Here is a 23,747-nt window from a genome sequence, read left to right on the forward strand (position 1 = left end):
TCGGGCCTTAAATGTACAGTGCGCCGCTCAGGCGCCGGGTTCGTCGCTGCGCCGACCGAATTCGTTCGGCCCGTTGACGCCCGGCCAGAGGCAGAGCGCGATGAAAACGACGGGGCTCAACACCGGGATGAACAGGCAAAGCGCCAGCGGTCCGGGATAACCGATGTCGTGCAGCCGCTTGATGGCCAGCATGGCGATCGACAGCGTGGAAGCGAGGCCGGACACGATCAGCGCCAGCGTCCAGAGTGCCAGCGCTGTGTTGTGATTTTCGTTGGCGAACATCTGCGCGACGACAAAACCGCCGATCAGAAGCCAGAAGAGCCAGGACAGGAAAAAGGGCAGGCGGGTGATGCGGCCGGAGGGGCTGAAGAACAGCCAGATCATGTTCGGCTGCCGCCCCTCCGGTGTCATCTCATCAGTCTCGAAGCAGTTCGTTGATGCCGGTCTTGGAGCGGGTCTTCTCGTCGACGCGCTTGACGATGACGGCGCAGTAAAGGTTCGGGGCCGGCTGGCCATTGCCCATGGTCGAGCCCGACGGCATCGAGCCGGCGACGACGACGGAGTAGGGCGGCACTTCGCCATAGGTCACTTCGCCGGTGGCGCGGTCGACGATCTTCGTCGACTTGCCGATGAAGACGCCCATGCCGAGAACCGAGCCTTCGCGCACGATGCAGCCTTCCACGACCTCGGAGCGGGCACCGATGAAGCAGTTGTCCTCGATGATCGTCGGACCAGCCTGCATCGGTTCCAGCACGCCGCCGATGCCGACGCCGCCGGAGAGATGCACGTGCTTGCCGATCTGGGCGCAGGAACCGACCGTTGCCCAGGTATCGACCATTGTGCCTTCACCGACATAGGCGCCGAGGTTGACAAAGGACGGCATCAGGATCGCGTTCGGGGCGATATAGGCCGAGCGGCGCACGACGCAGTTCGGCACGGCGCGGAAGCCGGCCTTTTCGAATTCGTTGACGCTCCAGCCGTCGAACTTGGAGGCGACCTTGTCCCACCAGACGGATTCTCCCGGGCCGCCCCGCACGATCTCCATCGGGTTGAGACGGAAGGAGAGCAGCACGGCTTTCTTCAGCCATTGATTGACGGTCCAATTGCCGTCGGCGCCGCGCTCTGCCACCCGCACCTTGCCGCTGTCGAGCAGGTTCAGTGCCGTCTCCACGGCATCGCGCACCGCTCCGCGCGTTCCGGTGTTGACGGAATCGCGGTCATCAAAAGCGGTGTCGATCGTCTGCGACAGGGAGGTCAGGTCGTGGTTCGTCATCGGAATTCCTTAAAGTTCGGCGGTTATCCTGGCAAAGCTCTACTGCATAATTCCGCAAATCGGAATCGATTTAAGGACAAAATTAAGCAGCAACACGATCTGCGGCTAAGGGTGTTCCCAGCCGGCTGGAGCCACGTGGCGCCCGAGGCCGTTCCGGAAAAGTTGAACCGCTTTTCGGCGCGACCGTCCCGCCAGGGCTTGGCAAGCTCGGACGACTCCGGCATCAGGGGCATTCATGACCGATGAAACAGGATAGGACGCGTCCGCCCGAGATGCCGATTGTCCGGAACGCGACGGGAAAGACGATAGCATGGCACGCATGAAGAAGCGCAACCTGCGCCGTAAGGATGGGGTTTGGGATCCGCTGGCGGATAGCTCGCAGAGCCGGCAACGGGCGCAGACGGTTCCGCTGACGCCCCAATCGGCTTCGCCAGCCTATCGCCTCGCCTATATCGACGATGATTTTCTCTGCCGCGAGGAGCTGCGCCCGGTGCGTTTGCAGCTCGAACTCTTGAAGACCGAAATGATGCTGGAGGAACACGGCATCAACTCGACCGTGGTGATGTTCGGTGGCGCCCGCATCCCCGAGCCCGGCGGTGACGCCTGGGCGGCCAAGAACGAAACGCAGCGCAAGAACCTCGAGGCAGCCTCGGTCTACTACGACGAGGCGCGCAAGTTCGCGCGGCTTTGCTCGGAGCATTCAGCCAAGCTGCACCACAAGGAATACGTGGTCGTCACCGGCGGCGGGCCGGGTGTGATGGAGGCGGGCAACCGTGGCGCCGACGATGTCGGTGCTCCGTCGATCGGTCTCAACATCGTCTTGCCGCACGAGCAGGCGCCGAACCGCTTCGTGACGCCGGAGCTGTCGTTCAACTTCCACTATTTCGCGATCCGCAAGATGCATTTCCTGCTGCGCGCAAAGGCAGTGGTGGTCTTCCCGGGCGGATTCGGAACGCTCGACGAGTTGTTCGAGACAATGACGCTGATGCAGACCGGACGTATGGCTCTGGTCCCGCTGATCCTCTTCGGCGAGAAATTCTGGCGAACCATCATCAATTTCGAGGCGCTCGCCGAATTCGGCACGATCGCACCGAACGACGTGGACCTGCTGCGCTTCGTCGATACCGCCGATGAAGCCTGGGAGATCATCTCCAGCTTCTATCAGACCGTCGATTCCAAAACCGTGCCGATGGCAAACGGCAGGCGCTAGAGAGCTCTGCTTGTTCGGGTGCAATGCTCGTTTGGCGGATAGACAACGCCGCGCGCCATATCTGGCGCGCGGCGTTGTCGTATCGGGATCTGAAATTCACGCCTCCCCCTTGCGATCGTGTCCGATGCCAGGGGGAGGCGCCACGCAGACGACACGCTCCACCGGGGGGAGGGAGAGTGTCGTCATCCGGGTTTGATTTTACTGGCTTAGACCTTCTTGCTGAAGTCGGCCGCGTCGATGACTCCATCGCCATTCTTGTCGCGACGCTTGAACATCTTCTCGGAAGCACTTGCGACCTCGGCAGCGCTTAGAGAGCCGTTGCCGTCGGTATCGACGCGCTTGAAGGCCTTCGGCCGCATGCCGGGCACCATGGCGGGCCGGGCTTCCCTAAGTTGGGCAAGGGCTGCGTCGCGCTCCTTGCCGTCCTTGCCCTTGGCTTCGTGCCACGCCTTGCGGGCGTCGCGGAACGCCTGGCGCTTCGCCTTCATCTCGTCGGCGCTGATCTGGCCATCGCCATTGGTGTCGAACGTCTTGAAGTTCGTGGTCATGCGCGCCTGAAACTCATCGAGCGAAACCTTGGAATCACTGTTGGTGTCCAGTCGCTTGATCATGCGCTCGGCGCGCTGTTCGGGCGTCATCTTGTCTCTGGCGGCGAATGACGGCGCAGCCATTCCCGTGACGGCTATGGCAAGGGCGGTCACACCAAGGATCAGGGCTCTGTTACGCATTATGCTTCCTTTCGCTAGGGGTATCCCTGAGCGAATGATAGGCAGCTGGACGATGCGCACCAGTTAAACTTTGGTAATTTAAGTCTTTGGCGGGAAAGGGGTTTTTCCCTGGCCAAATTGTGTCGGCGTCAGAGGTCGGCGATCACGCGCTTGAGGAAGCCGGCGAGATCCTCGGTGACGTAGTCGATCTGCTCGTCCTCGTCGTTGGACTGCTCCCAGGATACGGCGAACTCGTATTCGAAGTTGCGCGGCACCAAGAGAACCGTCTTCATTCCCAGCGTCTTGGGGACGAGCAGGTTGCGCGGCAGGTCCTCGAACATCGCCGCGTTGCGGGTGTCGACCCGGTGCAGGCTCATGAACTTGTCATAGGTTTCGCCCGCCGGCTTCGGCACGAAATCGGCAGCGACGATATCGAAGATATCGTTGAAGTGATCGAGGATGCCGAGCGCCTGCGCGGTCATCTCCGCATGCGCGACGCTGCCGTTGGTGAAGATGAACTTGCGTCCCGGCAGCGCCTTGATGGCGTCGCCCAGCGTCGGGTCCGGTGGCACGATGCTGTAGTCGATCGCGTGGGCTTTTTCGAGGAACTCGTTCGGGTCGATGCCGTGGTGGATCATCAGGCCTTTGAGCGTCGTGCCGTGATCGCGGTAATAGTCCTTCTGCAGCTTCTTCGCATCCGCCGGCTCCAGCGACAAAAGTGCGGCAACATAGGCCGTCATGTTGCGGTCGATCTGCGAGAACAGATTGACATGATGCGGATAGAGCGTGTTGTCCAGGTCGAACACCCAGTCGGTGACATGGGAGAAATCGTCGTGGGTCGGCAGGCGATCGAGCTTTTTCATGACTGCCTTATGACATGGCGGTGATGGGCGGCAAACGACAAAATGCAAAGTCGCAGCCCGGGTTGTCCTTCAGGTGAAAACATTTCCACTTTGAATTGCCAAAACGGCATGGCATCTTTCGTCCGGGGCGGTTCTTCACGCGGGACGGCAGATGCACATGTCGGACGAAGTGTTCTATCTGCTGTTTCTGTTCGGGTTTTACGCAACGACCGTCGTCACCTATTTCGCTTTAGGCTACGGTCTGACCTGGTTCAACGCGCGCAATCCGGAGCGCAAGATCCAGAAGGGACGCGGCTCTGACAGGCGCCGCAAGGCGGAGATCCGCCAGAGCCTGGCGTCGATGTTCAGCGCCTGCCTGCCGCTGACCATCGGCCTCTACGTTCAGCAGAAAGGCTGGGCGCCGGCGCCCTGGGCGCTGCGCTGGTGGGCAGCGGTACCGCTCTTCGTGCTCTGCATGTTCCTCTACGATACCTGGTTCTATTTCATGCATCGCCTGCTGCACACCCGGTGGCTCTACCCGCTGCACGCCCTTCATCACAAAAGCGTCGCGCCAACGATCTGGAGCACCTATTCGGAAGATGTCATCGACAACTTCCTCTTGCAGAGTTTTTCGGCTGTCATCGTTTTCATCGTTCCGTTTCCGCCGGCAATCCTCATCGGGCACCGATTGTTCGAACATTTCAACGGCATGATCGGCCACTGCGGCTTTGAGTATTTCGCCGCTTCGTCGGCGCGCTATCCGTCGCCCCTGTTGTGCACCACGTTCCATGACCAGCATCATTCCAGCTTCCGGTACAACTACGGCAACTATTTCTCCTTCTGGGATCGCCTGCTCGGCACGATCGCGCCGACCTACGACCAGAGCGTGAAGGTCTTCGAAGAAGAAGGCCCGCCGCTCATCCTCCGGCGGGCCGGCGAACTGGCGGACGTTCAGGAAAAGCCGGACTGATATCGACCTGCGCTGGTATAATTCGCCTTGGCTGTACGGAGTTCTTGGCAATCTCAGGATCGGCATGCTAGCTCGCAGCCATGGAAACCTGGGTACTCATCACCGTCGCTGCGGCCTTCCTTCAGAATGTCCGCTCCGCCATGCAGAAACACCTGAAGGGCGTGATGGGCACGACCGGCGCGACCTTCGTGCGCTTCGGTTTCGGTCTGCCTTTTGCGCTTCTTTATCTCTTCGTGCTCTGGCAGGTGGTGGGCCGTCCGCTGCCGGTGCCGAACGGCACCTTCTTCCTCTGGGCGGTGATCGGCGGGCTTGCGCAGATCGCGGCGACCTTCCTGCTCGTCCATCTGTTCTCCTTCCGCAACTTTGCGGTCGGCACCGCCTATTCGCGCACCGAGCCGGCCCAGGCCGCCCTCTTTGGCCTCATCTTCCTCGGAGAGCATGCGAGCCAGGGCACGCTGGTGGCGATCGCCATCTCGGTCGTCGGCGTGATGCTTATCTCGGTCGCGCGCACGACACTCAGCCCACGCTCGCTGGTCACGTCGGTTTTCAGCCGCACCGCCGGCATCGGCCTTCTCTCGGGAACGTTCTTCGGGCTTTCGGCCGTCGCCTATCGTTCGGCCTCTCTGGCGCTGGCGCCCAGCCTGCCGGCACCCGATTACATGATGCAGGCGAGTTTCACGCTCGGCTTCGTCATCCTGCTGCAGACGATTGTCATGCTCATCTGGATCGTGGTGCGCGAGCCGGGCGAACTGAAGCTCATCGCCGCCGCCTGGAAGCCGGCCTTCGTCGTCGGCTTCGTCGGCGCCTCCGCCTCGTTCGGCTGGTTCATGGCGATGACCTTGCAGCAGGCGGCGATCGTCAAGGTGGTGGCGCAGGTCGAGATGCTGTTCACATTCGCCTCGTCCTTCTTCATCTTCCGCGAATGGATCAATCGTCTCGAACTTCTCGGGTGCCTGCTGATCGTGCTCGGCGTGGTGACGCTCGTCCTGATCTGACAACGTGCTGATCTCAAGAAATAGACGCCCGAAAACCGGCGTCTCTTCGCCCTGCGGTCGTGGTAGAACCACGCCATGTTGTTCGATCTTCCTTCCGATGAAACGCTCTACGACGCCTTGATGGCGCGAAGCACCGAGTACGAAGGTTCAGCCTTCGTCTGCGTCAAGACGACAGGCGTCTTCTGCCGCCTGTCCTGCCCAGCCCGCAAGCCGAAGCGGGAAAACACCATTTTCGTGGGCTCGATCGGCACCTGCCTGGAGACGGGGTTCCGTCCCTGCCAGCGCTGCCGGCCGCTCGCCACCTTCGGCGCCAAGGATCCGCTGGTGCAGGAGCTGCTGCAGGCGCTGGAGGCAGCACCTGAGCGGCGCTGGAGCGAGGATGATATCGTGCGCCGCGGGCTCGATCCGTCGACTGTCCGACGGGCGTTCAAACGCAATCTCGGCATCACCTTTCTCGATCTGGCGCGGTATCGCCGCCTGGGGCTTGCTGCCCGCCAACTCGCCGACGGAGGGCGCGTGATCGACGCCCAGCTCGAAGCCGGCTACGAATCGCCGAGCGGCTTTCGTGCCGCCTTCCAGCGATTGCTTGGCGACGCGCCGGCCGCCGCTTTCGGGCGGGAGCTGCTCTCCTTCGATTGGCTCGAGACGCCGATCGGCCCCATGGTCGCGATCGGCGACGCCACACATCTGCATCTGCTCGAGTTCCACGATCGCAAAGCATTGCCGACGGAACTCGCGGCGCTGAAGCGCGCGACACGCTCGGCGATTGTCCCCGGCAGGACGGCGCCGATCGACAGGATTGAAGGCGAGTTGAAGGCCTATTTTGCGGGCGATATGGGCGCATTCCAAACGCCGCTTGCGCCCGGCGGGACGCCTTTCGAGCGCAACGTCTGGGAGACGCTTGTCAAAATTCCCGCCGGTGGGACGCGGTCCTATGGTGACATTGCCCGCGAGGTCGCTACGATCCAGTCCGCGCGTGCCGTGGCCAGTGCCAACGGATCCAACCGGATCGCCATCGTCATACCCTGCCACCGCTGCCTTGGCGCAGACGGTTCGCTCACGGGTTACGGCGGTGGGCTCTGGCGGAAACAGTGGCTGTTGCGGCACGAGGCGAAAGCGAAACCTGTCAGCCCGTTCGTGGAGGAAACGCAATGAACCAGAAGGAAAAGGCGCTCGCCTTTGCCGCCCTGCATAAAAAGGGCGATCCGGTGGTGCTCTACAACATCTGGGATGCCGGCAGCGCCAAGGCGGTCGCCGAGGCCGGAGCCAGGGCGCTTGCGACCGGCAGCTGGTCGATTGCCGCCGCCCATGGCTTCGGCGATGGCGAGAAGGTGCCGCTGGCGCTGCTGACTGATATAGCCCGGCTGATCGTCGGCTCGACGGAACTGCCGGTGACGGTCGATTTCGAGGGTGCCTATTCCGACGATCCGGCAACGGGGGCGGCCAACGTCTCGCGCTTGATCGACGCCGGCGCCATCGGCATCAATTTCGAGGATCAGGTGGTCGGCAAGTCAGGCGTGCATGCGATCGAGAAGCAGGCGGCCCGCATCCGTGCGATCCGCGAAATGGCGGACCGCCGCGGCGTGCCGTTCTTCATCAATGCCCGCACCGACCTGTTTCTGCAGGCAAGCGATGCGGCTGAGCACGCCGGCCTCGTCGATGAGGCGATTGCGCGTGGAAGGGCCTTTGCCGAAGCGGGCGCCAACGGCTTCTTCGTGCCGTGGCTGGTCGACGCGGACCTGATCGCCAAGGTCTGTGCCGCATCAAGCCTGCCGGTCAATGTGATGATGCGGCCCGGCGCACCGGATCTGAAGACGCTGGCGGGCGCCGGCGTCGCCCGTGTCAGCTACGGGCCGTTCCCCTATCGGGCGATGATGGAAAAGTTGAAACAGGACGCTCAGGCCGTCTATCAGGCCTGAGCCAGGCGAAAAATGAAAGCGGGACACGGCCCGAAGGTCGTGTCCCGCTTTTTCATACGTCCTGGGTCGCGCCGATCAGGGAACGATCAGCGTGCCGGCGCCGCGCTCGGTGAAGATTTCGAGCAGCACCGAATGGGCCGTCTTGCCGTTGAGGATGACGACGCCCTGGACGCCGGCCTTGATGGCTTCGATGCAGGTCTCGACCTTGGGGATCATGCCGCCGGAAATGGTGCCGTCGGCGATCAGGGCGCGCGCCTGCGCCACCGAAAGTTCCTTGATCAGCTTTCCGTCCTTGTCGAGCACGCCGGGAACGTCGGTTAGGAACAGCAGGCGCGTGGCGTTGAGCGCGCCGGCGATCGCACCGGCAAAGGTGTCGGCGTTGATATTGTAGGTGTGTCCGTCGCGGCCGGGCGCCACCGGGGCGATCACCGGGATCATTTCCGAGCGGGCCAGCAGATCGATCAGCGTGCGGTCGACCTCGACCACTTCGCCGACGAAGCCCAGATCGAGCACACGTTCGATGTTGCTATCCGGGTCCTTGATGGTCTTGCGCGCCTTTTCGGCGAAGACCATGTTGCCGTCCTTGCCGCAAAGGCCGATCGCCCATTCGCCGGTCTGGTTGATGAGGGCGACGATCTCCTTGTTGATCGAGCCGGCGAGAACCATCTCGACGATCTCGACGGTCTTTTCGTCGGTGACGCGCAGGCCGCCTTCGAACTTCGATTCGATGCCCATCTTGGTCAGCATGGCGCCGATCTGCGGGCCGCCGCCGTGCACGACGATCGGGTTGACGCCCGACTGCTTCAACAGCGCGATGTCGCTGGCAAAGGCGCGGCCGAGCTCGGCATTGCCCATGGCATGGCCGCCATATTTGACGACGATCGTCTTGTTCTCGTAGCGCTGCATGTAGGGCAGGGCCTGGGTGAGCAGGCGTGCCTGGATTTCACTTTCATTGGCGGACATGGCGGACCCTCGAAAAATACCGGCTGCTGTTTAACGCATGTTTCCCGTCGATGGAATGATCGGGGAGCAACATAAAACAGCAATGACGATGCACGCTGGCGGATGGCGATTTGTGCCCTATGTCCTGTCTCAAGAATGCATCGGGTCGGGTAGGCAATGATCGACGAGGAAATTTCCGGACTGCTCGGCCGTGTTTCGCTCAGGGATCGCGCGGCCTTTGCCGAGCTTTACCGGCTGACCAGCCCGAAACTTTTCGCCATTTGTCTGCGTATCCTGAGAGACAGAGGTGAAGCGGAAGAAACGCTGCAGGAAGTCTACGTCAGAATATGGCAGCATGCCGACCGTTTTTCTCCGGGCCAGTCAACGCCGATGTCCTGGTTGGCAGCGATTGCGCGCAACCGCGCCATCGACCTGATCCGGGCACGCAAACCCATCGCCAACGCGATTGACGAAGCCTATGATTTGGCTGATCCTGCTGCCGATCCGGAAAAATCGGCAGTGGTGAGAGCGGAGGGCAGGCGGATCGATGCGTGCATGGAGGAGCTCGAGTCCGACAGGGCAAATGCCGTGCGGCGCGCCTATGTCGAAGGTCTGAGTTATCAGGAGCTGGCCGAAGTGTATGCTGTGCCGCTGAACACGATGCGAACCTGGCTGAGGCGCAGCCTGTTGAAGTTGAGAGAGTGCATGGAGCGATGACAGCGTCCACCCCAGACAAGGGAGACTTCCGCCGCGACGAGGTGATCGCCGGGGAATATGTGCTGGGCGTGCTGTCCGCCGACGACCGCCGCAAGGTCGAGGCTCGCCTTGCCTCCGACCGCAACTTTGCCGCCATGGTCACGCGCTGGCAGAACAACCTGTCGACCTTCGACGAAGCCTATGATCCCGTCGCGCCGCCCGCCCGGGCCTTTGCCGCGATCGAGCGCCGGCTGTTCGAAACCGGATCGCCGGTCGGGGCCCCGGTGCGCCCAAGTATCTGGCAATCGCTGGCGCTCTGGCGCGGGCTGGCACTCGCTTCGCTGGCTGTTGCCGGCATCCTGGGCGCCTCGCTGGCCGGATTGTTTGCGCTGCCATCGGGCGGCCGTCCGCTTGTCGCCGAGATGGCCGGCAAAGGCATCTCTGTCGATCTCGTTGCCCGTTTCGATCGGGATACGGGCCACCTCCGGGTGACGCCCGTTGCTACGCGACAGGCCGAGGAGAAATCGCTGGAGCTCTGGCTTATCAACGGCGACAACCCGGCCCTTTCGCTTGGCGTTCTGCCTCAGACCGGCGAGGGCGAAATCATCATCGCCCCGGCGATGCGCGAGAAGTTCTCGCGCGGCTCGGTCCTTGCCGTCAGCATCGAGCCGCTTGGCGGCTCGCCGACTGGTTCGGCCACCGGGCCGATCATCGCGCTCGGCAAGGCGCGCGACCTCTGACTGAGCACGTGCTGTTCTTCGTGCGCCTGTGCCGCGATCAGGACGCGTTTTCGCCCGGACGACCGGCAATCTGAAAAATTCCTGAAACTCTTTTTCGAAGGCTTCCGTTGCTTGTCATGTTCCCGAGGAGGGAATGGCAGTTTCAACGAGGCGGCTTGTTCGTCGCCTCCCTGACAGGTTCAACAGGAAGGAAGACTACGATGTTCACCTCTGGACTCCGTTCGTTCGCTACGATCGCCATACTGACGGCAAGTGCTGCAATCGCCCAGGCCGAGAACCCGATGGTCGGTGGCGCTGCGATGTATGCGGACAAGAATATCGTCGAAAACGCTGTCAACTCGAAGGATCACACGACCCTGGTCGCCGCGGTCAAGGCCGCCGGACTGGTCGAAACCCTTGAGGGCAAGGGCCCGTTCACGGTCTTTGCGCCGACGAACGAGGCTTTCGACGCCCTGCCTGCCGGCACGGTCGACACGCTCTTGAAGCCGGAAAACAAGGACAAGCTGGCGAAGGTGCTCACCTGCCATGTCGTCTCCGCCGACGCGATGTCTTCGGCCATCGCCAAGATGGTCAAGGACGATGGTGGCGAACACGATGTCAAGACGGTCGGCGGTTGCGTTCTCAAGGCCAAGGATGACGGCGGCAAGATCACGCTCACCGACGAGGCGGGCGGTACGGCCACGGTCACCATCGCCGACGTCAAGCAGTCGAATGGCGTGATCCATGTGATTGACAAGGTGCTCCTGCCCAAGGGCTGAGGTCTCTCTTCCTCCGGATCGCCGCGGCAGACATTCGCAGGCGATCCGTCGCCGGTGGTCTCATCCGTGGCACCGGCGCTCCTGCCACCGATCGCTTGCGATCGGTGGCCTTTTCAACTGGGCGCCATCACGGCGCTTTGATCGGTCTTGTTTTGCCGCCTGACCGGACGATGGTTATCTTCGACACGGCAGCGTCAGGGGCATGAAAAGGAGGGTTCGATTGTGAACCGGCGGAACTTTCTGATCTTCGGCGGAACGCTGAGCGTGATCGCGATCGCGGCGGCGAAAGGGTTTCCGCTACCGGCGCGTGCGGCCTCTGGCGAAACCTTCGCGGTCACCAAGACCGACGCCGAATGGCGGGCAATCCTGACCGACGAGCAGTACCGGATCCTGCGCCACGAGGACACCGAGCGGCCGTTTACCAGCGCGCTCAATAACGAGAAGCGCAAGGGCATCTTTCAATGCGCCGGTTGCGCGCTCCCGGTCTACTCATCCGAAGCCAAGTATGACAGCGGCACCGGTTGGCCGAGTTTTTGGCAATCCCTGCCCGGTGGCGTGGCAACGCGCGAAGACAAGTCGCTGTTCATGACACGCACGGAATGTCACTGCCATCGCTGCGGCGGGCATCTCGGTCACGTCTTCGACGATGGCCCGCCGCCGACAGGCATGCGCCATTGCATCAATGGTTTCGCGCTGACATTCGTGCCGGCAAGCGCCTAGCGGGCTGTTCCTGCGGGTTACTACTAGAGCGCCGTGCGTTCATATGAACGCACAAAGGACGCTCTAGGACTTCAATTCTAGAGCATCTTTCTGCCCTCAAGTGATTCCACTTGAGGGCAGGATGCTCTAGCGCCCGCAGGAAAGATCACGCGGCCGGAGCGCCTCAGAACGTTCCGGCTTGCGGCGAAGGCGTCTGGGCGTCGGAGAGAGCCGCCTGGAGCTTCTGCTCCTGCTCGGGCGACAACGATGTTTTCAGCACACGACCGCGCAGGCCCGAGAATTCCGCGAGAACCTTTTCCGGTTGGACCTTGCGCACCAGGATGAACAGCGCCGACGAGTTGTTCGGAATGGTGTTGCCGAGCGATTTGATGAAGTCGTCGTCGATGCCATAGTCGGTGAGCGAGCCGGAGAGCGCGCCGGCGCCGGCGCCAAGCGCGCCGCCGATGGCAAAGCCGGCGAGCGGATTGAGGAACAAGAGCCCGACGAGCCCGCCCCAGATCGAGCCGGACAGGAGCCCGGATGTCGCCCCGATCGCGGTCAGGTTGAGGCTCTGCTTCAGGTGAACCTTGCCTTCCGCGTCGCGCACGACGACGACGGCGTCCTCGAGGTCGATCAGATATTCCTTCTTGAGGCCGGCGAGCTTGACGAGAACCTTGTCTGCTTCGTCAGGCGTATCGAATCCCACAACGATCAAATCGGACATGTGTCTCTCCTATCCTTGACGCCATCGCGCAAGGAAAAGCGCGACCGCACGGCAGAGATAGAGCGGTTTGCATGTCAGGGTAGTGACGGAGATCAAAGACTTGTCGGAGGTTTCCGCTATCAGCGCGAAAGTGCAAGCTCGATCGTCGCGCGCAGCTCGTCGATGCCCTCACCCTTTTCCGACGAGGTGGAGAGAACCTCGGGAAAGGCGGCAGGATGCTTCTTGATCTTCTCGAGCGTTTCGGCAATCAGCCGCGGCACGCCGGCGGCCTTGATCTTGTCCGTCTTGGTCAGGATGATCTGGTAGGACACAGCCGCCTTGTCGAGCAGTGACAGCACGTCCTCGTCGTTCTTCTTGATGCCGTGGCGGGAATCGATCAGCACATAGACGCGCTTCAGCGTCGCGCGACCGCGCAGGTAGTCGAACACCAGCTTGGTCCAGGCATCCACCTGTTCCTTCGGCGCCTGGGCATAGCCGTAGCCGGGCATGTCCACCAGCGCCATCGGCGGCAGGTCGCCCGCCTCGCCGGAAAAGCCATCCGGCACGAAGTAGTTGAGTTCCTGGGTGCGTCCGGGGGTGTTGGAGGTACGCGCCAAGCCCTTCTGGCCGACCAGCGCATTGATCAGCGACGACTTGCCGACATTGGAGCGGCCGGCAAAGGCGATTTCGGTCGGGCCTTCCGGCGGCAGGAACTTCATCGCCGGGACGCCGCGAATGAAAATCCACGGCCGGCCGAACAGCGGCTTGTCGTCTTTTGTCTTTGTGTCGGCCATCGATGTCAGTTCCTTCGTCGAGATTGGACTTGGCTTCACGGTTTTGGCCGGCGATGTCAAGCTTTCGGCGGGCTGCGGCTACCGAACGGGCCGGATTTGCTCGCGCAGGAGCTCAACCGTCAGGTAAACCAGGAGGGCCGCAAGGACGATCAGTCCGCCGACGATGGTGTTGGTGCGCGGGATCTCGCCGTGGATCGCGGCGACCCAGAGCGGTGCCAGCACGGTTTCGAGCGTGCCGAGCAGAGCGGCAAGCGCCGAGGGGATGAGCCGTGCGCCAGTGACGAACAGTGCTAGGCCAAGGCCGAAGTTGAGCGCGCCGAAGGCGACAAGGATGGCAAGGTCGATCGTGGTGACGGCAAAGCCGGAAGCCTGCGTCGCCGCAATCGTGCCAGCGACGATGGTGCCGAAGCAAGCGGCCGGTGCCATGCGGACATGGGCGTAGCGGCGGGTGATCACAGTGGCCGAGGCAAAGGCGAAGGCAATCAGCAGCGCCAGTGCATCGCCGACCGGCGAGACGCCGCCGCCAATCGAATCCGATACCATCACGACGACGCCGGCGATCACCGCGGCGATTGCCGCCCAAGTGGTGGTCGAAATACGTTCGCGGAAAAGCAGCCAGCCGATGAGGGCTGCGATCAGCGGTACGCCGGCCTGGATGAGCACGATGTTGGCGACCGTGGTGTAGGCGAGTGCCAGGATGAAGCTGGTCGAGGCGATCGCAAAGCAGCAACCGACCGCAATGCCCGGCCAGCCCATCTCGCGAAACAGCCGCGCCATGTTGCCAGCGCCATCGCGCACCAGCATGAAGCCAGCGAGGAAAAGGGCCGCGAACGTCGAGCGCCAGAAGACAATCGTCCAGCCGTCGGTGATATCGAGGAACCGCGCCAGCGTGCCGCCGAAGCTCCAGACAATGGCTGAGCCGAGCACGAGCAAAACGCCGCCTGTACGGCTTTGCGCTGGCGTCGTCGCTGGGCGGAGGGTCGACTGCGACATCGTCAGGATCCGGATGGCGATGGTCGGAGAATAAAGCACGATGTGCGCGCAGGCTCAGGTATCCGCGACAAAGGCTCGTCGCAAACAGGGGTAAGTACCAACGAAAAAGCCCCGGACCTTTCGATCCGGGGCCTTGCAAGCGCTCTGTCTGCCGGCGTTATTCCGCCGGCTTGGGTTTCTTCGAGAACAGGTTCTTCAGATTGTCGAATAGCTCGATCTTCACGCCCTGGCGCTTCATGATGATCGACTGCTGCGCCACCGAAAGCGTGTTGTTCCAGGCCCAGTAGATGACCAGACCGGCCGGGAAGGAGGCCAGCATGAAGGTGAAGACCACGGGCATCCAGGTGAACAGCATCGCCTGGGTCGGATCGGGCGGTGTCGGGTTCATGCGCATCTGCACGAACATGGTGATGCCCATGATGATCGGCCAGACGCCGAGGTGCAGGAACGACGGTGCGTCGAACGGCAAGAGGCCGAAGAGGTTGAAGATCGTCGTCGGGTCCGGCGCGGAGAGGTCGTGGATCCAGCCGAAGAACGGTGCGTGGCGCATTTCGATGGTGATGTAGATCACCTTGTAGAGCGCGAAGAACACCGGAATCTGGATCAGGATCGGCCAGCAGCCTGCAAGCGGATTGATCTTCTCTTCCTTGTAGAGCTGCATCATTGCCTGCTGCAGGCCCATGCGGTCGTCGCCGAACTTCTTCTTCAGCTCTTCCATCTTCGGCTGAACCTTCTTCATGTTCGCCATCGAAGCGTACTGCTTATTGGCGAGCGGGAAGAACAGGAGCTTGACCACGATCGTCGTGATCAGGATGGCGATGCCGAAATTGCCGATCAAACGATAGAAGTAATCCATCATTTTGAACATCGGCTTGGTGATGAAGTAGAACCAACCCCAGTCGATCAGCTTGTCGAAGTTGGGGATCGAATAGGCGGCCTCATAATTGTCGACGACGGGAACTTCCTTGGCGCCGGCAAAGACGAGGTTCTTGAGTTCCGAGGACTGGCCGGGGGCAATGGTGATTGCGTCGCTCTTGTAGTCGCTCTGGAAGCGGGCGCGACCGTCGGTGAAGTGCGAGAAGCGGGTCTCGAAAGGGGTTGCCTGCGGCGGAATGACCGCTGCGGCCCAATATTTGTCGGTGATGCCAAGCCAGCCGCCAGTCGCCTTGCCGGGCTCGATCGCCTTGTCGTCCTCGATCTTGGAATAGCCGACTTCCTGCAGGCCATGCTCGCCGATGTAGCCGATGAAGCCTTCATGCAGAACGTAGACGCTCGGTGTCGTCGGCTTGTTGAAGCGCGTCACGCGGCCGTAGGACGACAGCGATACAGGTTCAGCCGTAGCATTCTTGATGCTGTCGACCACCTGGAACATGTAGCGGTCGTCGATCGAGATCGTGCGGTTGAAGGTGATGCCCTTCTCGTTGGTGTAGGTGAGCGTCACCGGTGTCGCGGGCGTCAGCTTGTCGCCGCCCGAAAGCGTCCAGACGGTCTGCGGACCTGGCACGCTGCCGCTTGCCGCGTCGCCGACATAACCGATTTCGGTGAAGTAACCGTCGGTGGTCTCGGCCGGGCTGAACAGGGTGATGATCGGGCTCTGCTTGCTGACGGTCTCGTGGTAGGCCTTGAGCTTGAGATCGTCGAAGCGCGCGCCAGTCAGGTTGATGGAACCGGAAACCGCAGGCGTGTCGATCGCAACGCGGGCCGACTTTGCCAGCGCCTGGTCGCGGTTTTCGCCCGTACCGGGAACTGTGCCACCAGGCAGAGCCTGTCCGGTCGCCGGCTGTTGCGCCGTTGTACCCGGCTGCGATTGGGCCTGCTGAGCCTGTTGGGCCTGCAGCGCTTCCGCAGCGATGCGTTCCTTTTCAATCTTCGGATTGACGTAAAGGAACTGCCAGGCGACGAGGATCAGCACGGACAGGCCAATCGCCACGAAATAGTTGCGGTTTTTTTCCATCATTGTTTCCTGGAACCGGCCGGCGGCCGCTTCTGTTTCGGCTTGTTTTCGATGCGCTCGCCAAGCCCCCGGGTCAAGGCGTCGAAGGGGGCATTCAGGAGATCGCGTCGGGCGACAATCACATAGTCGTGTCCGGGTTTCATTGCAAACCCGGCGGAAAGCCGCACCGCCTCTTTCAGGCGTCGGCGCATCCGGTTTCGCTCGACGGCATTGCCGTGTTTCTTGGTGACGGTGAAGCCGACGCGGGCTTCGCCCTCCGGATCGTTGCGGTCGAGCACTTCGAGGAGAAACAGCGGGCCTCTACGGCTTTCTCCTGCCCGAACGGCCAAAAACTGCGGACGGCTTTTCAGCCGCCCGACAGTCGTTTTGTCTTTATCTGACGTCATGTGCCCGGACACTGGTTTCGGGCAACTTCGGCTTAAGCCGAAAGACGCTTGCGGCCACGAGCCCGGCGGGCTGCGAGGACCTTCTGGCCACCAGCGGTGGACATGCGTGCGCGGAAGCCGTGACGGCGCTTGCGAACAAGCTTGGACGGTTGGTAAGTACGCTTCATTTATTTAATACCGCGGTGTGCGGCCCTTCTTGGGTTTGCATGTAGCAAGGAGCGTTTACGTTCAGGACATAGCTCCGCCTGTCGGGCAGGCAGGCTTGGCCGGACGTGGGCGGCTTATAAAGGCAATTTTCCCGGAAAGTCAATCGCGCGGGCCGGTCCAACAGGCAAAAGTGATCGTAACCCGGTGTCGGCGCGACCTCGATTTCGCGCGCATGCACCGCGGCGCGCTATCTCACGTTGGTAAACAGAGAGCTAACACGCCCTCCCTAGAATGCCTGCTGTCCACGATGATCTTTATTAACCATGGATGTTTTAGCGTGGCCGCGGTGCAATAGCCGCGACCTTCCGATAACCGGGCAAGTCTCGCGGTGTCGTGGAGGCAGGGATGAAAATACGCGGTAAGATCAATCTGATCGTTGGGGTCATGAGCCTCCTGGCGATCGCGGTGACCGGCATGTCACTGTTGGTCGTTTCTCAATACAACAGCCGGTTCCATCAGTATCAGAACGCCTCAGAGCGTGCCTTCAACGGCGAGCACCTCAATCGACTGGTCACCGGCGTCGTCATGGAAGCGCGCGGAATTTACGCAGCGCCGACCACCGAAAAGGCAAAGCCCTTTGCCGAGGGCATTCTGAAGAATCTCGAAAAGATCGATGTGCTGTTCAAGGAATGGCGCCCACTCGTGCCGGCCGACAAGCTCGGCTCGTTCGACGCGCTGATGAAGCGCGCCGACGAATTCAAGGCGTTCCGCGTTGAAACAGCGCGTCTTAGCCAGGAAGTTTCGCCGCAGGCGGCCAACGAGCAGGGCAACAACGACGCCAACCGCGCCAACCGCAAGGCCTTCCAGGCCGAGATCGACGCCGTCGTCGAAGCGAACCTCGCAACGCTCGAGACTGTCCAGGCCGACATCGCCTCGTTCGAGCGTTCGGTCATCGTCATCATTCTCGGCATCGCCGGGCTCGGGCTTGCCGTCGGTATCGGCACCGCCTTCTATATCGGCACGAACCATCTGAGCCGGCCGATCCTCGACCTGACGGGCAAGATGAAGCAGCTCGCCGGTGGCGACCTCTCCGCCGACGTGCCCTTTGCCGACCGCAAGGACGAAATCGGCGAAATGGCTGCGGCCGTGCAGATCTTCAAGCAGAACGGCCTTGCCGTTCGCGATCTCAACGCCCAGGAAGCGGCGCTGCGCGAAAAGAGCGCCGACCTACAGACCAGCATTGGCGTCGTCGTCTCGGCCGCCGCCGCCGGTGACTTTACCAAGCGGATCGGCAAGGACTACGAGAACGACGATCTCAACCGCTTCGCGTCGAGCGTCAACGAGCTCGTCGGCAGCGTCGATGCCGGCATCGCCGAAACGCGCCGCGTCATCGCCAGCCTTGCCGGCGGCGACCTGACCCAGAGCATGAACGGCCAGTTCCAGGGCGCCTTTGCCGAACTGCAGAAGAACGTCAACGAGACGCTGTCGACGCTGCAGAAGACGCTGCGCGAAGTGCGTGTCACCACGGACTCGATCAACGGCAACTCGTCCGAGCTTCGCTCTGCCGCCGATGACCTGTCGAAGCGCACCGAGCAGCAGGCGGCGGCCCTTGAAGAGACCTCGGCCGCACTCGACGAGATCACCGTGGCAGTGCGCAGTTCGACCGAGCGGGCGCAGGAAGCGACCGTGATGGTCAACGAAGCCAAGGAGAGCGCTGCCGAATCCGCCGCCGTCGTGCGCAATGCGGTCGAGGCCATGGGCCGCATCGAGCAGGCATCGAGCGAGATCGGTCAGATCACCAACGTCATCGACGAGATCGCCTTCCAGACCAACCTGCTGGCGCTGAACGCTGGCGTGGAAGCAGCGCGTGCCGGTGATGCCGGCAAGGGCTTTGCCGTCGTCGCCCAGGAAGTCCGTGAGCTTGCCCAGCGTGCGGCAAGTGCGGCCAAGGACATCAAGGCTCTGATCTCGAAGTCCGGCTCGGAAGTCGCAACCGGCGTCCGGCTGGTGCAGGAGACCGGCTCGGCGCTTGGAGAGATCGAGGAGCGCGTCCTCAAGATCAACGACCATATCCACTCGATCGCCACGGCCGCGCGCGAACAGTCGACCGGCCTTGGCGAAGTCAGCACCGCCGTCAACCAGATGGACCAGGTCACCCAGCAGAACGCCGCCATGGTGGAAGAGGCCAATGCCGCGACCCACAAGCTGTCGGCGGAGGCCAACAACCTGGCGAGCCTGATCGCCTACTTCAAGCTCGACGGGACCCAGGCCGCGCGCTCGATCGCACCGGCGCGGGAAACCAGCCGTCCGGTGGAATCGCCCGCACGTCGGATGATGGGCAACGTCGCCCGCGCCTTCAGCGGCGGATCCTCGGCCGCTGTCGCCAGGGACAACTGGGAAGAATTCTGATCCGTCCGGTTTGACGGATCGCAGCCATCGACGCCCGCGGACGGTTGACGCCTCCGCGGGCGTTTTTCGTGGATAAACAGCGATCCTGGTACTGCCGTTGACGCAACGGCTTTCGTCTCACGGCAACGTGAGTTGTCTTGCCGGCCCGTTCACGCTGACGTTTTGCGACGCGACCATTCGTTATTGGTCGCCGGCGCGGATTGCCGATACTGCAAGGACAGAGTTTTCCAAGAAACGAAATCACATGTACCGAAGCGCCACCAACAGAGCCGGGGATACCCCTCCAACGCCATCACAGGCGCTTGACGAGGGGTCGTCCGAAGACCGCGGCAGGATTGCGTGGCGACTGGTACTGCTGATGCTTCTCGTCGCCGGCGGTTTTGCCGCCTACGCGTTCGGTCTGCAGCGCTATTTGTCGCTGGGCGCACTCGTCCATCACCGCGAGGCGTTGCGTCTCTATGTCGAAGCCTATCCTGCCCAGGCGGCCGGTCTGTTTTTCCTCGTCTACATCGCGGTCGTCGTGTTTTCGATCCCGGCCGCTTCGGTCCTGACGATCTTTGCCGGCTTTCTCTTCGGCTGTGCCGGCGGCGGGCTTCTTGCCGTGGGCGCCGCGACGCTCGGCTCCTGCCTCCTGTTTCTGGCGGCCCGCAGCATGTTCGGCGATCTCTTGCGCCGACGAGCCGGGCCATTCCTCGCACGCTTTGCCGACGGGTTCTGCCGCAATGCGTTTGTCTACCTTCTCGTGCTGCGGCTGGCGCCGATCTTTCCCTTCTTCATCGTCAATATTGCGCCGGCGTTCTTCGAGGTGAGATTGCGGACGTTCGCCATGGCGACCTTGATCGGCATCATCCCCGCCACCTTCGCCTATGCCTGGCTCGGCGGTGGGCTCGATGAGGTGATCGCGCGCTCGGCCTCCGCCGGTCGCGAGCTGTCTTTGTCGGATTTTGCAACGCCGAAGCTGACCCTGGCGCTCGTGGCACTTGCGCTCATTGCGGCATTGCCACTCGCCTTCAAGCGGGTATGGTCGCGTCGCAAGGCTGTTTGAAGGGCATGGGGCAGGCGTGGCGAAGGTCATCAATCCGGATATCTGCGTGATCGGTGGCGGTGCCGCCGGACTTTCCGTTGCGGCTGGTGCCGCCGCCTTCGGCGTTCCGGTGGTCCTGATCGAGCGGGGCCTGATGGGCGGCGATTGCCTGAACCATGGGTGCGTGCCGTCGAAGACGCTGATTGCCGCTGCCAGGCACGCCCAGGCGATCCGCACGGCCGGCCGGTTCGGCCTGACGGCAAGCGAGCCCGTCGTCGACTATGAACACCTTCATGCTCGCATCCACGAGGTCATCGCCGGCATCGCCCCGCACGACAGCGTCGAGCGCTTTGCCGGCCTCGGCGTCGAAGTGCTGCAATCCTCCGCCCGGTTCGTCGATGAAAACACCATTGCAGCAGGCGACCACCTCGTCCGCGCCCGGCGGTTCGTGATCGCGACCGGTTCGTCTCCCGCGATCCCTGATGTTCCGGGCCTCGACAAAGTGGCGTTCCTGACCAACGAAACGCTGTTCGATCTGACCCGGCTGCCGGCTCATCTGATCGTTGTCGGTGCAGGTCCTGTTGGCACCGAGATGGCGCAGGCCTATCGCCGCCTCGGTGCTGAAGTCACCGTGATCGAAAGCCGACGGGCGTTATCGGGTGCCGATCCGGAACTGGCCGCGATCGCGATTGCCGCGCTTCGCAGCGAAGGCGTGGTCCTGCACGAGGCAACGACGATCCTGGAGGCCGTGCAAAGTGGCGGGCGGATCGTTCTGCGATGCGAGAATGGCACCGGCGCTTTCCAGGTCGAAGGCAGCGATCTCCTGCTCGCCGCAGGCCGTCGCCCGAACCATGCATCGCTCGGCTTGTCTGCAGCCGGTATAGACCACGACGCCAAGGGCATAGAGGTCGGGTCGAACCTTCGCACCAGCAATCGCCGCGTCTATGCGATCGGCGATGCTGCCGGCGGGCTGCAGTTCACCCATGTGGCGAGCTACCATGCTCGGCTCGTGCTGCAGCAGATGCTGTTCCGATTGCCGGCGCGGGAAGACCGCGCGATCGTACCGAAGGTCACCTACGCCGATCCTGAGATCGCCGAGGTCGGATGGAGCGAGACCAAGGCGCGGGAGGAATTCGGCGCCGTCGGGATCATCAGGACCGACCTCGCCCTGAGCGATCGCGCCCGCACGGACGGGGCCGAAGCTGGCCTGATCAAGATTATCGTCGGCCGCCGTGGACGCATCCTCGGCGTCGGCATTGCCGCCCCCGGCGCGGGAGAGTTGATCAACATGTGGTCGCTTGCGGTCGCGAATGCCATGACGCTCAAGCAGATCCGCGGCTATGTCGCACCCTATCCGACCCTTTCCGAGATTGGAAAACAGGCGGTCATCTCCTATTATGCGCCCCTGGCGAAGAATGCCGTCGTGCGGTCCGCCATCAGGGCCTTGCGGGTTTTCGGCTGACGGACAGGGAATTTTCGGAACGATGAGCGAAGAGCCGCAGCCGACGACGGGGAGGGAAGCGCCGCGGGCTGCCGCGGGTTTCTTCCGTGGGCTCTCGGGCAAGCTGCTGCTTTTGACGATCGTTTTCGTCATGCTGGCGGAGGTGCTCATCTTCGTGCCCTCGGTTGCCAACATGCGCATTCGCTGGCTTCAGGATCGGTTGAACACGGTTGCCGCCGCCGCCGTCGTCGTCGACGGCCTGCAGAATGTCGAGCTGCCGCGCAACGTCCAGGACGACACGTTGATGGCGACGGGGACCAAGGCAATCGTCATTCGCCGCAAGGACGCCTCGCGGATGATCGCCGCCGCTGACATGCCATCGGAGATCGACGGCGAATACGACACGGCCAATTTTACCGCCTTTGCGGCAATCCACGATGCCTTCGATACGCTCCTGTTCGGCGGCAACCGCGTGGTGCGCGTCTACGGGCCGCTCGGCGAAAGCGACGCGGTGATCGAGCTGGTCATGGCGGATGCCAGCCTGCACAAGGCGATGCTGGTCTATTCCCGCAATGTCTTCTTCCTGTCGATCATCATCTCGCTGATCACGGCGACCTTGATCTTTCTTGCCATCAACCGGATGCTGATCGTGCCGATCCGCCGGATGACGGCGAGCATGCAGGAATTTTCCGACGACCCGTCCAATCCGGCGCGCGTGCTCGTTCCGCCGGAGGGACGTGACGAACTGGCGGTGGCCGGCCAGCATCTGGCCAGCATGCAGCGCGAGCTGCAGAAGACGCTGAAGCAACAGAAGAGCCTCGCTGAACTCGGTCTCGCCGTGTCGAAGATCAACCACGACATGCGCAACATCCTGTCGTCGGCGCAGCTGATCTCCGACCGTCTCGCCGATGTCGACGATCCCGTAGTCAAGCGCTTTGCGCCGACACTGCTGCGGGCGATCGACCGCGCCGTCGGCTATACCCGCGAAGTGCTCTCCTACGGGCGCACCACAGAGGCCGAGCCGCATCGCCGTTTCGTTGCTCTGAAGCCACTTGTCTCGGATGTCGCCGAGTTGCTTTCGATCGACCCGCAATCCGGCATCGAGTTCCAGATCCAGGTGCAGGACGATCTCGAGGTCGATGCCGACAGCGAGCAATTGTTCCGCGTGGTGCACAATATCTGCCGCAACGCTGTCCAGGCGCTAACGAATCACGAGGCCGATGATGGACGGCCGCGTGTGATCAGCGTTTCGGCGATGCGCATGGGCAGCGTCGTCACCATTTCCGTCGATGATACCGGCCCGGGTATGCCGCCAAAGGCCCGCGAGAACCTTTTTGCCGCTTTTCGCGGCTCGGCGCGCTCCGGCGGCACGGGTCTCGGGCTGGCGATTGCCCGCGAATTGGTGCTCGCCCATGGTGGCACCATCGCCCTTGTGGAAAAGCCGACGCCGGGAACGCTGTTTCGCATCGAACTACCGGACCGTCCGGTTCCACTCGATGCATTTCGCTCCAAAGCCCGCCATTGAAGGGGTTTGCGGGTGAGATCGCGCGCCGATTTCGCCGTGAAAATCCACAGCTTGAAACCTCGCCGTCGTAAAAATGAAACTTTTTTGCCGAACGGCGCTTGCAATCCCCGAAAGGACTCTTTAGAGAACCGCTCACGCAAGCGGTTCGCCGCTTCGAGACGCACCCGTAGCTCAGCTGGATAGAGCACCAGACTACGAATCTGGGGGTCAGGAGTTCGAATCTCTTCGGGTGCGCCATTCTTCTCAATAACTTAGCAGTTCAAGTGATAGCACCGCAAGGTGCGGTGGCGGCGCGTTTGCGCCCGGGGTTCTGCCAACATTCCATTCCGTCTACCTCTCCAAGCCAGTCCACTTGAGCGCGATACGTCTTTCGGTCGGCGGGCAAAAACGCCTGTGACAATCCTATATATATTAGTATAATGTGATTTATAAAAGTCGATTGCGTCGCGCCTGAGCAAGGGGCGGGCGGATACGATCCGGAGGCGCTTGCAGCGACCGGAAAAGGGAAGCGACCTCACAATTTTTTGAAGTCGGCGTGTCAAAACCGCCGCGTGCGATTCCCATATAGAGGGTGACGCATCGCGGCTGCGTGAGTCTTCAGATCGGTTTCGATTGGAAGA

At 62.2% G+C, this 23,747-nt stretch carries 24 protein-coding genes and 1 tRNA gene; 14 read left to right on the forward strand and 11 right to left on the reverse strand.

The features are described from left to right. Positions 1 to 27 precede the first annotated feature (27 nt). Together AC07UR_RS01895 and dapD are read right to left on the reverse strand one after the other, a co-directional pair. Positions 28 to 411, reverse strand: coding sequence for a DUF805 domain-containing protein (locus AC07UR_RS01895; protein ID WP_173418844.1), 384 nt, complete (start codon positions 409 to 411; stop codon positions 28 to 30). Between the two features lie 4 nt (positions 412 to 415). Beyond that, on the reverse strand, positions 416 to 1,273 hold the full coding sequence (dapD, locus tag AC07UR_RS01900; protein WP_173418845.1) for a 2,3,4,5-tetrahydropyridine-2,6-dicarboxylate N-succinyltransferase: 858 nt from the start codon (positions 1,271 to 1,273) through the stop codon (positions 416 to 418). Between the two features lie 310 nt (positions 1,274 to 1,583). Between dapD and AC07UR_RS01905 the strand changes: the two genes are divergently transcribed. Further along, positions 1,584 to 2,483: an LOG family protein gene (locus AC07UR_RS01905; RefSeq protein ID WP_173418846.1), complete on the forward strand. Its 900-nt coding sequence runs from the start codon at positions 1,584 to 1,586 to the stop codon at positions 2,481 to 2,483. Between the two features lie 206 nt (positions 2,484 to 2,689). On the opposite strand, the gene AC07UR_RS01910 is transcribed toward AC07UR_RS01905, so the two are convergent. Next, complete coding sequence (locus AC07UR_RS01910; protein WP_209787806.1) at positions 2,690 to 3,211, reverse strand: EF-hand domain-containing protein; 522 nt, start codon at positions 3,209 to 3,211, stop codon at positions 2,690 to 2,692. A gap of 128 nt (positions 3,212 to 3,339) precedes the next feature. Further along, the gene (locus AC07UR_RS01915) at positions 3,340 to 4,053 is read right to left on the reverse strand and encodes a pyrimidine 5'-nucleotidase (protein WP_209787802.1); all 714 of its coding nucleotides are present in this window, start codon (positions 4,051 to 4,053) and stop codon (positions 3,340 to 3,342) included. A 157-nt stretch (positions 4,054 to 4,210) separates the two neighbouring features. Between AC07UR_RS01915 and AC07UR_RS01920 the strand changes: the two genes are divergently transcribed. From AC07UR_RS01920 to AC07UR_RS01935, 4 genes are all read left to right on the forward strand, one after another. After that, positions 4,211 to 5,002, forward strand: a complete 792-nt coding sequence (locus tag AC07UR_RS01920) for a sterol desaturase family protein (protein WP_234941614.1) — start codon at positions 4,211 to 4,213, stop codon at positions 5,000 to 5,002. 80 nt (positions 5,003 to 5,082) lie between these two features. Further along, on the forward strand, positions 5,083 to 5,997 hold the full coding sequence (locus AC07UR_RS01925) for an EamA family transporter (protein WP_173418850.1): 915 nt from the start codon (positions 5,083 to 5,085) through the stop codon (positions 5,995 to 5,997). Positions 5,998 to 6,072: 75 nt separating this feature from the next. Continuing rightward, entirely contained in the window at positions 6,073 to 7,152 is a 1,080-nt protein-coding gene (locus AC07UR_RS01930) for a bifunctional transcriptional activator/DNA repair enzyme AdaA (protein ID WP_209787799.1), read from the forward strand. Beyond that, positions 7,149 to 7,916: an isocitrate lyase/PEP mutase family protein gene (locus AC07UR_RS01935; RefSeq protein WP_209787796.1), complete on the forward strand. Its 768-nt coding sequence runs from the start codon at positions 7,149 to 7,151 to the stop codon at positions 7,914 to 7,916. The genes AC07UR_RS01930 and AC07UR_RS01935 overlap by 4 nt, the downstream gene beginning before the upstream one ends. A 75-nt stretch (positions 7,917 to 7,991) precedes the next feature. Here the strand turns inward: AC07UR_RS01935 and argB are convergent, their stop codons facing one another. Next, positions 7,992 to 8,879: an acetylglutamate kinase gene (gene argB, locus AC07UR_RS01940; RefSeq protein ID WP_077502945.1), complete on the reverse strand. Its 888-nt coding sequence runs from the start codon at positions 8,877 to 8,879 to the stop codon at positions 7,992 to 7,994. Between the two features lie 156 nt (positions 8,880 to 9,035). Between argB and AC07UR_RS01945 the strand changes: the two genes are divergently transcribed. The 4 genes from AC07UR_RS01945 (at position 9,036) to msrB (ending at position 11,772) form a co-directional block, all read left to right on the forward strand. Next, positions 9,036 to 9,575, forward strand: coding sequence for a sigma-70 family RNA polymerase sigma factor (locus tag AC07UR_RS01945; RefSeq protein WP_173418853.1), 540 nt, complete (start codon positions 9,036 to 9,038; stop codon positions 9,573 to 9,575). Continuing rightward, a complete protein-coding gene (locus AC07UR_RS01950; RefSeq protein ID WP_173418854.1) occupies positions 9,572 to 10,294 on the forward strand; it encodes an anti-sigma factor in 723 nt (240 codons plus the stop codon). The genes AC07UR_RS01945 and AC07UR_RS01950 overlap by 4 nt, the downstream gene beginning before the upstream one ends. A 200-nt stretch (positions 10,295 to 10,494) precedes the next feature. Continuing rightward, entirely contained in the window at positions 10,495 to 11,052 is a 558-nt protein-coding gene (locus AC07UR_RS01955; protein ID WP_173418855.1) for a fasciclin domain-containing protein, read from the forward strand. Positions 11,053 to 11,271: 219 nt separating this feature from the next. Beyond that, complete coding sequence (gene msrB, locus AC07UR_RS01960; RefSeq protein WP_173420944.1) at positions 11,272 to 11,772, forward strand: peptide-methionine (R)-S-oxide reductase MsrB; 501 nt, start codon at positions 11,272 to 11,274, stop codon at positions 11,770 to 11,772. 163 nt (positions 11,773 to 11,935) lie between these two features. Here the strand turns inward: msrB and AC07UR_RS01965 are convergent, their stop codons facing one another. From AC07UR_RS01965 to rpmH, 6 genes are all read right to left on the reverse strand, one after another. Next, positions 11,936 to 12,475, reverse strand: coding sequence for a DUF1269 domain-containing protein (locus AC07UR_RS01965; RefSeq protein ID WP_173418856.1), 540 nt, complete (start codon positions 12,473 to 12,475; stop codon positions 11,936 to 11,938). 119 nt (positions 12,476 to 12,594) lie between these two features. Then, positions 12,595 to 13,248 (reverse strand): ribosome biogenesis GTP-binding protein YihA/YsxC, encoded by a 654-nt coding sequence (yihA, locus tag AC07UR_RS01970; protein ID WP_173418857.1) that lies wholly within the window; start codon positions 13,246 to 13,248, stop codon positions 12,595 to 12,597. A gap of 78 nt (positions 13,249 to 13,326) precedes the next feature. After that, positions 13,327 to 14,241 (reverse strand): DMT family transporter, encoded by a 915-nt coding sequence (locus AC07UR_RS01975; RefSeq protein WP_209787793.1) that lies wholly within the window; start codon positions 14,239 to 14,241, stop codon positions 13,327 to 13,329. A gap of 157 nt (positions 14,242 to 14,398) precedes the next feature. Beyond that, positions 14,399 to 16,195 (reverse strand): membrane protein insertase YidC, encoded by a 1,797-nt coding sequence (yidC, locus tag AC07UR_RS01980; protein WP_173418859.1) that lies wholly within the window; start codon positions 16,193 to 16,195, stop codon positions 14,399 to 14,401. After that, entirely contained in the window at positions 16,195 to 16,593 is a 399-nt protein-coding gene (gene rnpA / locus AC07UR_RS01985; protein WP_025425750.1) for a ribonuclease P protein component, read from the reverse strand. The genes yidC and rnpA overlap by 1 nt, the downstream gene beginning before the upstream one ends. 20 nt (positions 16,594 to 16,613) lie before the next feature. Further along, on the reverse strand, positions 16,614 to 16,748 hold the full coding sequence (gene rpmH, locus AC07UR_RS01990; RefSeq protein ID WP_077502936.1) for a 50S ribosomal protein L34: 135 nt from the start codon (positions 16,746 to 16,748) through the stop codon (positions 16,614 to 16,616). A gap of 385 nt (positions 16,749 to 17,133) precedes the next feature. Here rpmH and AC07UR_RS01995 point away from each other — a divergent pair, with 385 nt between their 5' ends. From AC07UR_RS01995 to AC07UR_RS02015, 5 genes are all read left to right on the forward strand, one after another. Next, positions 17,134 to 19,137, forward strand: coding sequence for a methyl-accepting chemotaxis protein (locus AC07UR_RS01995; RefSeq protein WP_209787790.1), 2,004 nt, complete (start codon positions 17,134 to 17,136; stop codon positions 19,135 to 19,137). 358 nt (positions 19,138 to 19,495) lie between these two features. Then, positions 19,496 to 20,182 carry a TVP38/TMEM64 family protein gene (locus AC07UR_RS02000; RefSeq protein ID WP_412728334.1) on the forward strand — a complete coding sequence of 229 codons (687 nt, stop codon included), beginning with the start codon at positions 19,496 to 19,498 and terminating at the stop codon, positions 20,180 to 20,182. Between the two features lie 16 nt (positions 20,183 to 20,198). Beyond that, on the forward strand, positions 20,199 to 21,623 hold the full coding sequence (locus AC07UR_RS02005) for a dihydrolipoyl dehydrogenase family protein (protein WP_209787782.1): 1,425 nt from the start codon (positions 20,199 to 20,201) through the stop codon (positions 21,621 to 21,623). A gap of 22 nt (positions 21,624 to 21,645) precedes the next feature. Continuing rightward, positions 21,646 to 23,127, forward strand: a complete 1,482-nt coding sequence (locus AC07UR_RS02010) for a sensor histidine kinase (protein ID WP_209787778.1) — start codon at positions 21,646 to 21,648, stop codon at positions 23,125 to 23,127. A 160-nt stretch (positions 23,128 to 23,287) separates the two neighbouring features. After that, a tRNA-Arg gene (locus AC07UR_RS02015) sits at positions 23,288 to 23,364 on the forward strand. Positions 23,365 to 23,747 lie beyond the last annotated feature (383 nt).

The sequence above is a fragment of the Ensifer sp. GW821-FHT05G01 genome, assembly GCF_059419585.1.